This window comes from Campylobacter concisus, from assembly GCF_002913225.1.
Classification (GTDB): domain Bacteria; phylum Campylobacterota; class Campylobacteria; order Campylobacterales; family Campylobacteraceae; genus Campylobacter_A; species Campylobacter_A concisus_J.
The window spans coordinates 57,832-71,743 of sequence record NZ_PPAW01000015.1; the positions used below are offsets into that span (position 1 = coordinate 57,832).

A 13,912-nucleotide genomic window follows, 5' to 3' on the forward strand; every position below is an offset into this window, starting at 1 on the left:
TTTAGCCCTTAAAAGCCTCATCTACAGCTTGGCAGATCGTGTGTATGAAAAAGATGTGCGACTCTTGAATTCTTGCTGTATCGCTTGAGCTAACGACTAAATTTAGATCACATCCTTCATTCATCGCACCACCGCCTTTGCCGCTAAGTCCAAGCACCGATACGCCCATTTTCTTGGCACTTTTTATAGCTTCAAGGACATTTTTGCTGTTGCCACTCGTTGAGATCGCCACGAGCAAGTCGCCTGGCTGAGCCAAGGCCTCAAACTGGCGTGAAAAAACATAGTCAAAGCCGTAGTCGTTGCCAATGGCTGTAAGTGCCGAAGTATCGGTAGTTAGCGCGATGCCTGGAAGTGGCTGGCGCTCGCTTTTATATCTGCCAGTTAGCTCGGCTGCAAAGTGCTGAGCGTCCGCCGCAGAGCCGCCGTTACCGCAAATGAGCACCTTTTTGCCATTTTTTAGCGTATCAGCCACCATCTGGCAAGCGCGCTCTAGGCTATCTAGCAAATTTAAATGCTCGTTAAAGGTCTTTTGGTGAGCCTCGAGCTCATTTTTTATCATTGTTTTTAGCATCTTTTATCCTTTTTATTATCCCTGTTGTGCTTTTGCCCTCGACAAAGTCAATCAGCTTGACCTCTTTTACGATCTCGCTGCCAACGACCTCTTTGCCCTTGTAGTCAGCCCCTTTTACAAGCACGTCTGGCTTTATCTTTGTTATCAAATTTAAAGGCGTATCCTCATCAAATATCGCGACGTAATCAACAAATCCAAGCCCGCTTAGCACGCAAGCTCTGTCATCTTGCGAGTTTATAGGCCTTGCTTCGCCTTTTAGCCTCTTAACTGAAGCGTCTGAATTTAGCCCAACGACCAAAAGATCGCCAAGCTCCCTTGCACGGGCTAGGTATTTTACGTGTCCAGCGTGCAAGATATCAAAGCAGCCATTTGTGAAAACGACCTTTTTCTTGCCCTTTTGGCTCAAAATTTCTTCTAGCTCCTCAACGCTTTTAAGCTTGTGTTCGAAATTTGCCCCAAATGAGCTATTTAGCAGCTGCTCGATCTCGCTAAAGCTAGCCGTTGCGCTGCCGATCTTTGCCACGACGACGGCTGCAGCGAGGTTTGCTATCTTTATCGCCTCTTTTATATCAGCCCCGTTTGCTAGCATGTAGCCAAGTGTCGCTAGCACCGTATCTCCAGCGCCAGTGACGTCAAAGACCTCTTTTGCTTTTGCCGCAAATATGTGCAGCCTGTCGTCATATAGCGCGATTCCCTCTTCTGAGATCGTGATGATCGAATAGGTTAAATTTAGCTCGTCTTTTAGCTGTTTTATCGCCTTTTCAAGTTCGGCCTTATCTTTTATCTTTAAATTTGTAGCCTCGCTCGCCTCTTTTTTATTTGGCGTTAGAAGGGTCGCGTTTTTATACTTTGAGTAGTCACTACCTTTTGGATCGATAAGAACTGGGATCTTTAGCCTCACGCACTCGTTTATGATCTCTTGACAAACCTTCTCGCTAAGCACGCCTTTGCCGTAGTCACTTAGCAAGACGGCCTTGAAATTTGCAAGATTTTCTTTGACTTTTAAGACAAGCTCATCTTCTAAATTTATCTTGACAACGCTCTCTTTATCGATCCTGACAACTTGCTGGTGAGATGCCATGATACGGCTTTTTATCGAGCTTTCACGCCCTTTTTCAGTAAGGATCAGCTCATCTTTTACATTTAGCTCGGCAAGCTTCTCTTTTATCTTTTTGCCAGCCTCGTCATCGCCCAAAACGCTAGCCACGCTCACATTTGCGCCAAGGGAGAGTAAATTTCTCACCACATTGCCAGCGCCACCAAGCGTATAGGTTTCGTTATTTATCTTAACAACCTGCACTGGCGCTTCAGGCGAGATGCGCTCGCAACTGCCCCAGATGTAGTGGTCCAGCATGAGATCGCCTACGACTAAAATTTTAACTCTCTTAGCCATTTATCTCTTCCTTATAAATTCTCTTTATCTCTGGCAAGTAGTCTTTTACCGCCTCTTCCAAGCTCCAAGTCGCGCTAAAGCCAAATGCCTCGCGTGCTGGGGTGACATCGGCCTCGGTGTGAAACTGATATGAGCCGATAAATGGGTTTTTTATGTATTCGTTGCCTAAATTTACGCCGATCTCGCGCTGCAAGATGTCAGCGATATCTTGAAAGCTCCTTGCCTTGCCAGTAGCTGCGTTATATACGCCACTTGGCGCGTCAAGTGCTTTGATATTTGCGTCAATGATATCTTTTATATAGACAAAGTCACGCTTGATCTGGTCGCTACCCTCAAAGAGCCTTGGGGTCCTGCCAGCTAAAATTTGCAGACCAAACTGCAGCACCATCGAGGCGGTTTTATTTTTAAAAAACTCACCCTTGCCAAAGACATTAAAATACCTCAGCCCAACCACGCTCACGCCGCGCTTTGCGTAAATTTTATTGATATTATCCATGCTTAGCTTGCTAAAGCCATATACGTTATTTGGCGCTTCGCACTCGCCAACGGTTTGTGGGCTCTTTGCGTTACCATAAGTCGCCCCTGAGCTAGCATAGATCATCTTTGCGCCCAAACTCTCGCAGATGTCAAGTAAATTTACAAAGGCATTTACATTTGTTTTTATTAGCTCATCTTGCTCTTTTACGGTCGTATCTGAGATCGCTGCCTCGTGGTAGATGACGTCTGGAGCAAAATTTCTTATCTTCTCAAGCGTGCTAAGATCGTTGATGTTGCCAGCGTAAATTTCACCCTTAAAGCCAAGTAAATTTTTAAAATGTCCAAAGCTTTTTAGGTTGCCATTGCTAAATGTCTCGTCGTTTCTAAATTTATCCACTACAAGCACGTGAGCGTCTTTATAGTTTTCATCAAAATAGTGCGCCAAAGCTGAGCCGATAAAGCCAGCACCGCCAGTTATAACTATCTTTTTTCCGTTTAAATTCATAGTGATTTTTCCTTTTTTAGCTTATTTAAAACATCTCTTACATCTTTAAAATTTATGCCATCAAGCAAGAAATTTCTACCCACACCTGCCCTTTTGCCAGCCTCGACGTCGCTTGGCTTATCGCCTATCATGAGCGAGTTTTCAAGGTCTATGTTAAACTCTTTGTAAGCATCAAGTATCATTTTTGGATTTGGCTTTCTGCAGGTGCATTTTTGCTCTGGAGCGTGCGGGCAAAAATAGACTTTGGTGATAAAAATTTGCTCTTTTTTAAAGCTTTCTAGCATAAATTTGTTTAGAGCGTCAAACTGCTCCTGTGTGTAGTAGCCCCTGCCGATGCCTGACTGGTTTGTCACGACAAAGAGCTTGTAGCCAGCCTCAGCAAATTCCCTCAACGCATCAAAAATGCCATCAATAAATTTAAAGTCTTTGATCTCGCAAACGTATCCAGCGTCCTCATTTATGACGCCATCTCGGTCTAAAAAAAGTGCTTTATTGGCTGTTTCTTTTATCATTTGGTGATTATAGCCAAAATATTTTAACCCGCCCCTTGCAAATTTACATTTTTGTATTATAATGCCGGCACGTTTTTTAAAAAGGATGACAAATGAAAAAACTACTAATCGTTTCAAGTGTTGCAGCACTACTTTCAACTGCTGCTTTCGCTGCAGATGGCGCTACTATCTATAAAAAATGCGTTGCCTGTCATGGCGCTAAAGCTGAAAAAGTTTTCAATAACAAAGTTCCAGCTTTAACATCACTTGATGCAGCAGCTATCGAAGCAGCTCTAAAAGGCTACAAAACAGGAGCAAATAAATTTGGTCTTGGCGCTATGATGAAACCGATCGCTACTCCAATGAGCGACGACGACATCAAAGCAGTTGCAGAATACATCCAAACACTAAAATAATTATAGGGGCGCTCGCCCCTTTTTCTACAAATTTAAACTCACACCAAATTTCAAAAGCTCTTTTGGCAGATAGTCATCGATGTTGTTGATTGTATTGTTGTCTATTTCTATTAAATTTAGATTGTATTTTTTATAAAGCTCTATCTTTTGCTCTTTTCTTTTTATATACGCCTCGTCATCTTTCAAGCCCCAAAATTCAACATAGACCTTGCCTTTTGGTATGTAAAAATCACAATATATGTCCTCTTTTATCGGCACTCTTTTTTCATAAGCGTAGGCTATGCCCTCAGCAAAAAGCCAGTTTGCGATGACTAGCTCTGCCCTGCTTCTTACGTAGTGGCCGTCGCTTGTTCGGTACTCGGCCTTAAATTTCTCTCTAAAATCTTCTTTTTGCTCTTCTTTGGCTACTTTTGCGCCGATTTTTGCTATTTCATCCATGAAATTTTCGTTATAAACTATCCTCTCATCCCACCTAACGCTAGCACTGCCCATATAGTAGTTTTGCTTGCCACCATAGTATTTGCCAACATCTGTCACGTTGTAGCCGTTGTCACATTTTTTTATAAAGCCCAAATTTAGCAAAGCCAAATTTACATCTTTTGCCTTTTTGTCAAATTTCTTCGCTATCTCTTTTGCGCTAAATGTATCAGCTATATTTCTTTGATTAAATTTTACGTAAGTTTTTTGGCGCAGTTTTCGCCTGATAAATTTTGTTATCAAATTTACTAAAATGACAAATATTATAATAGGCAGCGCAAAGCTAAAAAACGCTGGTAACATAATGGATAGTAAATTTTCCGTATCAAAAAGTTGCATTTTAGCTTTCCTTGCTGCGCGGGGAGATCAAATTTTGCTTTTAGATGATAAATTCTGGTTCAAATTTAGAGCCATTTACCCTGACAACCCTTGCTGGTATGCCAACGACAGTTGCGTTTGCTGGGACATTTTTTAGCACGACCGAGTTTGCACCGATCTTGGCATTTTCGCCGATCGTTATAGCCCCAAGTATCTTTGAGCCAGCGGCGATAGTCACGTCATTTTTAATGGTTGGATGGCGTTTGCCACACTCTTTTCCAGTGCCGCCAAGTGTCACTTGATGATACATCATCACATCATCGCCGATCTCCGCCGTCTCACCGATAACCACACCCATGCCGTGATCTATGAAAAATCTCCTACCGATCTTAGCCCCTGGGTGGATCTCGATGCCTGTTAGAAATCTTGCTATTTGCGAGATGAGTCTAGCTAGAAAAAACCACTTTTTTTCATATAAAAAATGTGAAATTTTGTGAAATAAAACCGCATGGATGCCAGGAGTGTTTATAAGTATCGCCAAAAAGCAACAACTATGCACCGATGGGTCTTTTTCACGGACGGTTTGAACTAGCTCTTTTAGACTCTCCCACATAATTTTACGCTCCGTAAAGCTCTGTACTTAGGTATCTCTCGCCGTTATCTGGAGCTATGAAAAGCACTTTTTTGCCAGCGCCAAGTCTTTTAGCCACTCTTTTTGCAGCCACATAAGAAGCGCCGCCGCTTATGCCTATCATCAAACCATCGCTCTTTGCGATCGCTCTAGCTGCGTTTAGTGCGTCATCGTTGCTTACTTTTTCTACTTCGCTAACTAGGCTCATATCCATTGTATTTGGTAAAAATCCAGCTCCGATGCCTTGAATTTTATGTGGTCCTGGGTTGCCGCCACTTAAAACTGGTGATGCCTCAGGCTCTACTGCGATGATCTTAGTGTCATAGCCTTTTTCTTTTAGAACCTTTGCCACGCCGCTTATCGTGCCGCCTGTGCCAACGCCTGCTACAAAGGCATCAAGCCTGCTAAAATCAGCCACGATCTCAGCAGCTGTTGTTAGCTCGTGAGCTTGTGGGTTGTACTTGTTTTCAAACTGGCTTAGCATTACGTGATTTGGCTGAGAAGCTAGCTCAGTAGCTCTTGCAATCGCTGCTTTCATACCGCCAGCTGCAGGAGTTAGCTCAAGATGAGCGCCATAAGCTGCAACGATCTTGCGTCTTTCGATACTCATGCTCTCAGGCATGCAAAGGATCACTTTAAAGCCAAGCGCAGCACCGCACATAGCTACGCCGATGCCTGTGTTGCCGCTTGTTGGCTCAACGATAGTGTCGCCATGTTTTAGTGTGCCATCAGCTAGCATTTTTGTGATCATATTAAATGCGATCCTATCTTTTACAGAGCCGCCTGGGTTAAAAAACTCTAATTTTACGTAAATTTCAGCCTCGTCAGCACCTGTTTTAATCTTTACGATAGGTGTATTACCGATCGTTTTTACGATGTTATCGTAGATCATCACTCCTCCTAAAATAAATTTCTCGTAAATTTAGCATAGAATTTAAAATAAAACATAAAAAGTCCTAATTTGCGCTAAATTTAAAATAAAAATTTAGTTTTTAATGCTATCAAGCACCTCTTGTCCGCTTTGGCTTAAAATTTTGCCTTTGAAATTCTCTTTGCAAAACTCCAAAATAAGCGCATGATAGAGCTTTAAAACCTCAGTTTCGTCAAATTTCTCACTATCAAGAAATTTATAAATTTCATCATAATCAAGCGAGCTAAACCACTCAGCCGCTTCGTCGTAGCTCTCAAAAATGTAGTCAAAATATGCCATTATCCTAAGCGCATAAGCATCAACGACCATATAAGGCTTGCCGCAAGCATAAGCAAGTATCGCATCACAAGTCTCAGCGCCAACGCCTTTTACGCTTATGAGCCACTCACGGCTAGCGTTTTCTTTAAAATTATCAAAGCTCTCAAATTCATTTTTTATAGCTAGGCAAAGCGTCTTTAGCCGTTTTGCCTTTGTGTTGTAAAAGCCACTTGGCTTTATGAGCGTGGCAAGCTCGCTGTTTTCAAGCGTGCAAATGCCTTGCAGGCTATCTTTGCTCGCTTTTTTTAGATTATCCAGCGCTTTTTCAACGTTTTTCCAGTTGGTATTTTGCACCAAAATAGCGCCCAAAATGACCTCGAAAGTGCCCTCGCCTGGCCATTTTAGCTCGTCAAAATTTCTAATTTTGTGATTTAGTAGAGCCAAAAACAGATCAGTTGATCTCATTTTAAATTTTCTTTAAAAGTTAGATAAAACTGCTTTGCTGTCCTACCGCTTCTGCTAGCTCTAAGGGTGGCGAAATTTTTAGCAAGCGTGTGAAGCTCATCTTTGTCGCCTGCGTAGTCTTTAAAGTAAAAATCAACCATTTTTAGGTACTCATCGTAATTGCCTTGATAAAAGCTGATCCAAAGTCCAAAGCGGTCTGAGAGCGAAATTTTCTCCTGAGCTGCGTCGCTGTAGTGAATTTCTCCGTCTATTAGCTCTGAGTTTTCATTTTCGCTTTTAAACTCGCTTATTAGATGCCTACGGTTTGAAGTGGCATATAAAAGGACGTTTTTTGGCGGCTTTTGAATAGAGCCATCCATGATAGGCTTTAGAAATTTATACTCATTGTTGCCATTTTCAAAGCTTAGGTCGTCACAAAAAATGATAAATTTAAACTCGCTTTTTCTGATCTCATCGATAATGTCGCCAAGGTATTTTAGATCCTCGCAGCCAATCTCAATGATACGAAGTCCCTCTTTATAAAATTTAGTAAAAACAGCCCTTACAAGGCTTGACTTGCCACATCCTCTCTCGCCCCAAAGAAGCACGTGGTTTGCCTCTTTGCCGTCGATGAAATTTAGTGTGTTTTGTAGTAAAATTTCCTTTTGTTTCTCCAATCCATAAAGTGAGTCAATATCAACAAAATCGATATCCTCAACCGGCTTTAGCATCCCTTTTGTGCTCTTATATATCGCTGCGTACTTCACGCCCCAATCTATCATCTCTTATCCTTTCTTAGATAGACCAAAATTTCAGCCAAAACATCGTCGTCGTCCTTGCTGCGTGACTTTAGCCTGATCTTCTCGTCGTCATTTTTTGTTATTAGTATATTTTGCTCGCTGTTTGAGATCGTCTTTATGCCAGCTTTTAGAGCTAAAATTTTGATGATGATAAGGTCTAAAAACTGCTTTGTAAAGGTATCAATCTTGCCAAATCTATCCTCAAGCTCGCTTTGTATCTCATAGACCTCGGCGACCTCTTTGCACTTGCTAAGGCGTCTATAAATTTCAAGCCTGAGCCTATCTTCTCTTATAAATTCTTGATTTAAAAAGGCGCTCACACTAAGCTTTAGATCGATCTTATCAAGCTTTGCGGAGTCTTGATTAAGAAGCTTGTTGATCTCATCTTCTAGCATTTTTAGATATAGCGAGTAGCCGATAGCCTCGATGTGACCGCTTTGTGCTTCGCCGATGATATTACCACCACCCCTTATCTCAAGGTCGTGATAGGCTAGCACCGAGCCAGCGCCCAAAAATGAGTTGCCCTCAAGGGCCACAAGTCGTTTTAGCGCGTCTTTGCTAACGGCATCTTTATCCTCAACCAAAAAGTAGCAATAAGCCTGCTTGTCGCTTCTACCCACGCGACCGCGCAGCTGGTGCAGGTCAGCCATGCCAAATTTATTAGCATTTTCTACGATTATGGTGTTTGCATTTGGCAGGTGGATGCCGCTTTCAACGATGCTGGTGCAAAGTAGTAAGTCATACTCGCCACGCTCAAATTTCATCATCTCATCTTCAGTGACTTTCGCATTTACCTTCGAGTGAAGTATCAAAATTCTAAGCTTTGGCAAAATTTTTCTTAGATCATTTGCCGTCTGCTCGATGTCAGCGATGTGGTTGTGGATGTAAAAGACCTGTCCGCCACGTCTTAGCTCACGCATGATAGCCTCTTTAACGACCTTTTCGTCCCACTCTCTCACGCTCGTTCTCACATCGAGCCTCGAGCTTGGCGGAGTGGCTAAAATGCTATATGTTTTTATCTTGCTAAGCGCCATATTTAGGCTTCTTGGTATCGGCGTGGCGCTCATGCTTAAGATGTGTGAGTGCTGAGAAATTTCTTTTAGTTGCTCTTTTTGTTTAACACCAAATTTATGCTCTTCATCAACCACGATAAGCCCTAAATTTTCAGCCTTTACGCCAAGAAGCGCATGCGTACCCACGCAAACTATGGGCTCATTTTCTTTTAGTGCTTTTTGCAAGCTTGCCTTTTCTTTAGCACTTGAGAAGCGATCCAGCCTAAAGACCTTTATGCCAAATTTGCTAAATCTTTGGCTTAGCGTCTTGTAGTGCTGCGAGCTAAGGAGTGTCGTTGGCACGAAGAAAAATGCACTAAAGCCTGATTTTATGCAGATAAATATAGCGTTCATCGCAACTTCAGTCTTGCCAAAGCCAACATCGCCGCTAAGCAGTCTATCCATCACCTTACCGCTTTTTAGCTCATCTTTTATATCATTTACCGCCTTTTGCTGATCACTCGTGTATGAAAAACCAGCATCTTGGACGAAATTTAGATAAGAGATATCCTCTTTTTGTAAAATTTTGCCTGCGATTAGCTCCCTTTTTGCTGCCATCGCTACGATCTTTGAGGCGATCGCGAAGAGTTTTTCTCTAACCTTCTCTTTTATCTTGGCAAAATTTGCCTTGCCAAGGCGATCAAGCACTGCCATAGAGCCATTTTGCGCGATGTAGCGATCTATCAAATTTAGATGTTCAACCGGCAAAAGAAGCTTGTCGTCATTTTGGTAGGCGATAACCACAAATTCTTTAGTCGCACCCAAAACTTTGATCTTTTCAAGCCCCAAAAAACGGCCTATACCATACTCTTCATGCACAACGTAGTCATTTACTTTTAGCTCATCAACCACGAGGCTTGAGCGTTTTACTCGCCTTTTTTTCTCAAATTTATTTAGTGAGACTACGATCTTGTCGCTTGAGGTTAAATTTACTACAAGGGGCGAAATTTCAAGCTTTACGTTGGCAAAGCTATCAAGCTCATAGCCCTTAAAAAGCCCTTCGTTTCTTGAAAGAACGGTTATATTTTTGCTCTTATTTAGTTCAAAAAAGTCAAAATTTAAAGTAACTTCTAGGTCTTTATAAACCTTTGGCTCAGGCAAAATTTCAATGCCCTTAAATTTCTCCTCAGCCGCATCATAAATTTCAAAATCTATCTTTTTAACCAGCTTTGAGTCAAATTCTTTTAAGTAGTCGCTAAAGCTATCTATCGCCCAAAATCCAAGCGAATTTAGGTCGCTCACCAAGGCGTCGCTTTGCATATCCTCGATCTTTTGGCTCACTTTTTCAAACTCATCTTTGCTAAGATTTGCGATAAATGGCACGATCTCGGCTTCGCTTAGCTCATTTTTATTGCTAATTTGCGTGGAGGTGTTATAGTTTCTAATGCTCTCCACCTCATCGCCAAAGAGCAAAATTCTAACAGGATCGTCCATATTTACGCCGTAAATGTCCACGACTTCGCCACGTATGCTAAACTCACCAACGCTCTCAACGATATCGACGCACTCGTAGCCAAAGCGTATGAGCAAGTCGGCAAATTCGTTTAAATTTAGATTATCTTTTAGCTTGATTGTTGAGCTTTCTAGGTTTTTTTGCGTTGGAAGTGGGTTTAAAAGCGTGCTAAATGGGCTTATGATGATCTTTTTGCCATCAAATTTATAGTATTTGCTAAGCACGGATGAAATTTCAAAAAGCTCTTCGTTAAAGCTTCTTAGATCATCGCCCTTTTTAGCTCTAAAATCAGGTAGTTTAAATGCGCTAAAGCCAGCAAAACTGGCTGCATCAGCGCAGAGTGCCGCCTCTTTGTCATCTTCGCAGATGAGAATTTGTGGGGCATGCGTTAAAAGATACTCATAGACCTTTGCTTGCATAGTACTCTTTTAAAAAGGCTTCGGCTAGGTGAAACGAGCCAAATGCTAGGTAAATTTTGCCGTTTTTTGCCTCTTTTATATCGTTCATATCGCTTGGCTCAAACTCTCTATGCGAAATTTCAAGCTCGTTTAGCGCTTTGTTTATGAGCTCTCCGCCAAGCTCCCTGCCCTCGCAGTGGTAGTGATAAAGCAGCACGCTCTCAACGACTGGCTTTAGAGCTGCCAAAACTGCCTTGAAGTCTTTATCCAAAAATGAGTTATAAACTAGCGTTAGTTTTTTGCCACTAAATTCATCAGAGCTAAATTTCTTAGCCACAGCCTTTGCGCCAAGCTCGTTGTGACCGACATCCACATATAAATTTGAATCGATCTTTTCACATCTACCACGAAGCGATAAAGCGCCAAGCTTTTTGATATCTATGCTGCTATCTAAAATTTTAGCCGCGGCGTAGGCTAGAGTTAAATTTGAGCGCAAAAACTCTGGTAGATTAAATTTATCTGCGTAGTTTGCGATCTCGTTTAAATTTTCTTTGGCTAAAATTTCTCTTGGAAAGCTCAGAGTTGCGCCTTTTTCGCTTGCGATCTCTCTTGCGATAGCGATACTTATCTCGTTCATCTCATCATTTAAAATAGCTCTTTTACCCATGGCTTCAAATTTCGTGCGTGAAATTTCTTCTAAGCTGTTGCCTAATATCGCCGTGTGGTCAAAGCCGATCGGAGTAAAGATGCTTAGCTCTTTTTCAAAGACATTTGTCGCATCCAGCACGCCGCCCATGCCAGCCTCGCAGACAAAATAGTTGCAACCCTCAAAAAGAACTGCAGAAAGCAGCGTCATATACTCAAAATAGCTCGTTTTTATCTTGTACTCATCACTCAAAAGAGCTTGCAAACGCTCATGAGCTCTCTCTAAAATTTCATCACTAGCGACCTCGCCATTTAACCAAAATCGCTCGTTAAATTTAAATATATGTGGGCTTGTGTAGTGGCCTACTTTTGCCCCATTTTGGCTTAAAATTTGCGCTAAAAAGCGGCCCGTGCTACCTTTGCCATTTGTGCCGATGATGTGGATTATCTTAAAAGGTTTTAGATGACCTTTGATCGTATCATAAGCCCTTATGATCCTACCATAGTCGATCTCTTTGTAGTAAAGTGGCTTGCCGTCAAGAAATTTCGCTAGGCTCATTTTTCCTCGATTATCTTTGGCATGACTTGGTTTCTGCCGCCCTCTTTTGAAAGATAGAGCATCTTATCAGCGCCCTCAAGCGTCATCGTATCGCTTAAATTTGCACTTCTTGTCGCCACACCAGAGCTAATAGTAACTTTAATGCGCTCATTTTTATAGATAAATTTGAAATTTTCGATCATACTTCTTAGCTTCTCGCCAAATCTAACACCATCTTTTAAGCTCGTACTTGGTAGCAAAATGACAAATTCCTCGCCGCCGTATCTACCGACAAAATCAACCTTTCTAGCATTTTTCTTAAGCACTTGAGCCACGGCTGAAAGGATCACATCGCCAGCCTCGTGTCCGTAGGTATCGTTTATCTTTTTAAAGAAGTCAATATCAACAAAGCAGATCGAATAGTCCGTGCCGTAACGTTTATAAGCCTCCTCGATACGCTGAATTTCACTCATTAAAGCTCTTTTTGTAGCCACTTTTGTCAAAAAGTCCTCTTTGCTCTCAAGCTTAGCAGCTTCAAGCTCTTTTTCTAGGCTTGTGACCCTGTTTTGAAGCTCAGAAATGGTAGCTTGCTTGCTGTTCATCTCAAGACCAAGCTCCTTGCTCTCGATCTCCAAGGCACCTGCGATCTCGATAAGCATACTTTTTACATGATCTATGCTATTTTCATTTAAATTTACATTTTTAAGATCATTTTTGATGCTTTGCGCCTTAGCCGAACTACTTTTTGAGCTAGCTGCGATGTCAGAAATTCTATCGCCTATGTTTTGCAAGATATTATTTATCGAGCCAACTTTTTCGATGATCTCGCTTCTATCCTCTTCTATCCTGCGATCGACAAAGCCCTTTATCTTATCTTGAAATTCTTTGCTATTTAGGCTTTGTGGATTTTGTTTCAAAACGCTTCTAATGGTGCTAAGCTCCTCGCCAAGCTCCTTTGTGATAGAAGGCTCAAGCGCAAAATTTAAAAGCTCAACTAAAGTGTTTTCTTCTGCATTTTCATTTTTTTGAGATAAGAATTTCTCAAGCTCAGCGCTCATAGTCTTTAGATCGTCAAAGTCTCTCACACCGTAATATTTCAAAAAGTCCAAAAATTCAGTATCGTAAGAGCTTACAAAGTCAAACCATTTAAGGCACATCTCTTCAAGATTTTTCTCATCATATCTTCTAGCAAGTAGCTGCATACCCTGCTCTGCTAGAGCTTTTGCATCTTTGTTGTGAAGCATAGAGATGGCTTGAAGAATTCTTCTTGCAAAGGCATTTAGTGACTTTAACTTTTTATCATCGACCACTTGGGTTGCGCCATTTTTAGCACCATGAGAGAGCCTAGCGGTCATAAAAGCAACAAACTCATCAACCGTTTTTATATGAAGACTTATAGCTTGCGCCTTGTAGTCATCACCAAGCCTTGAGATATATTTTTCTATCTTTTTGCTCTCTTCAGTTGTAAAGCCATATTTTTTAGAAATTTCATTATAAACTTCGGTGTAGTTTTCTGGCGTTAGCATCAAATGGCGATCTTTTATCTCGCTTAAGGCTTCCTTGACTATTTGACTAACGGTTACTGCTGCCATTTTTATATCCTTTTACAGCTAAATTTGCGATGTACTCATCAAACGCCTCTTTTGAAGCCTCTTTTATGGCTTCATATTTTTGAGTATCGCTAATAACACTATCTGCGTATCTTACGCTCTTTTGACGTCTTGCCACACTAAAATCATACTCGCCAGTAGCAGGTATATCTACGACACGACCATCTTTAAATTTGGTTTTATAGTTTAGAGTTAAAAGAGCTTTATAAGATGTGATATAGCCATATTCATCATAGATGATTGCCTCGTAATTTAAGCTTTTTACCGAAACTATTATCGTAGTGTCAGCACTATCTTTGCTTGATAGTGATTTATGTAGTCTTGCGACCATGCCTTCTTTTACGGCGTCTTTTATCCAGACACTATTTTTTGGCTCTTCTTTGCTAATGATAACATCAACATAAACTCTATCTCCAACCAAATCCTGCGAGATCTTTGAAACTGGTTTATAGCCACATCCGCATATAAATATCGTAATAAAAAACGCTAAAAAATATCTCAAAA

Annotated in this window: 14 protein-coding genes; 1 reads left to right on the plus strand and 13 read right to left on the minus strand. The window is 41.4% G+C overall.

The genetic code is table 11. The features are described 5' to 3' along the window. Window position 1 precedes the first annotated feature (1 nt). Genes gmhA through gmhB form a run of 4 tightly spaced genes read right to left on the minus strand, consistent with a single transcriptional unit; the run spans window position 2 to window position 3,458 of the window. The gene (gene gmhA, locus CYP26_RS02740; protein ID WP_103630278.1) at window positions 2-571 is read right to left on the minus strand and encodes a D-sedoheptulose 7-phosphate isomerase; all 570 of its coding nucleotides are present in this window, start codon (window positions 569-571) and stop codon (window positions 2-4) included. After that, window positions 546-1,964, minus strand: coding sequence for a D-glycero-beta-D-manno-heptose-7-phosphate kinase (rfaE1, locus tag CYP26_RS02745; protein WP_103630279.1), 1,419 nt, complete (start codon window positions 1,962-1,964; stop codon window positions 546-548). The genes gmhA and rfaE1 overlap by 26 nt, the downstream gene beginning before the upstream one ends. Continuing rightward, complete coding sequence (rfaD, locus tag CYP26_RS02750) at window positions 1,957-2,946, minus strand: ADP-glyceromanno-heptose 6-epimerase (protein WP_103630280.1); 990 nt, start codon at window positions 2,944-2,946, stop codon at window positions 1,957-1,959. Before rfaD ends, rfaE1 begins: the two co-directional genes overlap by 8 nt. Further along, window positions 2,943-3,458: a D-glycero-beta-D-manno-heptose 1,7-bisphosphate 7-phosphatase gene (gene gmhB / locus CYP26_RS02755; RefSeq protein ID WP_103630281.1), complete on the minus strand. Its 516-nt coding sequence runs from the start codon at window positions 3,456-3,458 to the stop codon at window positions 2,943-2,945. The genes rfaD and gmhB overlap by 4 nt, the downstream gene beginning before the upstream one ends. Before the next feature lie 92 nt (window positions 3,459-3,550). Between gmhB and CYP26_RS02760 the strand changes: the two genes are divergently transcribed. After that, complete coding sequence (locus CYP26_RS02760) at window positions 3,551-3,853, plus strand: c-type cytochrome (RefSeq protein ID WP_087582377.1); 303 nt, start codon at window positions 3,551-3,553, stop codon at window positions 3,851-3,853. Between the two features lie 24 nt (window positions 3,854-3,877). On the opposite strand, the gene CYP26_RS10435 is transcribed toward CYP26_RS02760, so the two are convergent. From CYP26_RS10435 to lptE, 9 genes are all read right to left on the minus strand, one after another. Beyond that, window positions 3,878-4,669, minus strand: coding sequence for a hypothetical protein (locus tag CYP26_RS10435; RefSeq protein ID WP_258031380.1), 792 nt, complete (start codon window positions 4,667-4,669; stop codon window positions 3,878-3,880). A gap of 40 nt (window positions 4,670-4,709) precedes the next feature. Continuing rightward, window positions 4,710-5,261, minus strand: a complete 552-nt coding sequence (gene epsC, locus CYP26_RS02770) for a serine O-acetyltransferase EpsC (RefSeq protein ID WP_103630282.1) — start codon at window positions 5,259-5,261, stop codon at window positions 4,710-4,712. A gap of 4 nt (window positions 5,262-5,265) precedes the next feature. Then, complete coding sequence (gene cysK / locus CYP26_RS02775) at window positions 5,266-6,171, minus strand: cysteine synthase A (protein ID WP_103630283.1); 906 nt, start codon at window positions 6,169-6,171, stop codon at window positions 5,266-5,268. 93 nt (window positions 6,172-6,264) lie between these two features. After that, complete coding sequence (locus tag CYP26_RS02780) at window positions 6,265-6,933, minus strand: endonuclease III domain-containing protein (RefSeq protein ID WP_103630284.1); 669 nt, start codon at window positions 6,931-6,933, stop codon at window positions 6,265-6,267. After that, window positions 6,930-7,694, minus strand: coding sequence for an ATP-binding protein (locus CYP26_RS02785; RefSeq protein ID WP_103630285.1), 765 nt, complete (start codon window positions 7,692-7,694; stop codon window positions 6,930-6,932). Before CYP26_RS02785 ends, CYP26_RS02780 begins: the two co-directional genes overlap by 4 nt. Then, window positions 7,691-10,636: a transcription-repair coupling factor gene (mfd, locus tag CYP26_RS02790; protein ID WP_103630286.1), complete on the minus strand. Its 2,946-nt coding sequence runs from the start codon at window positions 10,634-10,636 to the stop codon at window positions 7,691-7,693. The genes CYP26_RS02785 and mfd overlap by 4 nt, the downstream gene beginning before the upstream one ends. Further along, window positions 10,617-11,819, minus strand: a complete 1,203-nt coding sequence (locus CYP26_RS02795; RefSeq protein ID WP_103630287.1) for a Mur ligase family protein — start codon at window positions 11,817-11,819, stop codon at window positions 10,617-10,619. The genes mfd and CYP26_RS02795 overlap by 20 nt, the downstream gene beginning before the upstream one ends. Beyond that, entirely contained in the window at window positions 11,816-13,390 is a 1,575-nt protein-coding gene (locus CYP26_RS02800) for a GGDEF domain-containing protein (protein ID WP_103630288.1), read from the minus strand. Before CYP26_RS02800 ends, CYP26_RS02795 begins: the two co-directional genes overlap by 4 nt. Next, complete coding sequence (gene lptE / locus CYP26_RS02805) at window positions 13,371-13,910, minus strand: LPS assembly lipoprotein LptE (RefSeq protein ID WP_103630289.1); 540 nt, start codon at window positions 13,908-13,910, stop codon at window positions 13,371-13,373. Before lptE ends, CYP26_RS02800 begins: the two co-directional genes overlap by 20 nt. Between the last annotated feature and the right edge of the window lie 2 nt (window positions 13,911-13,912).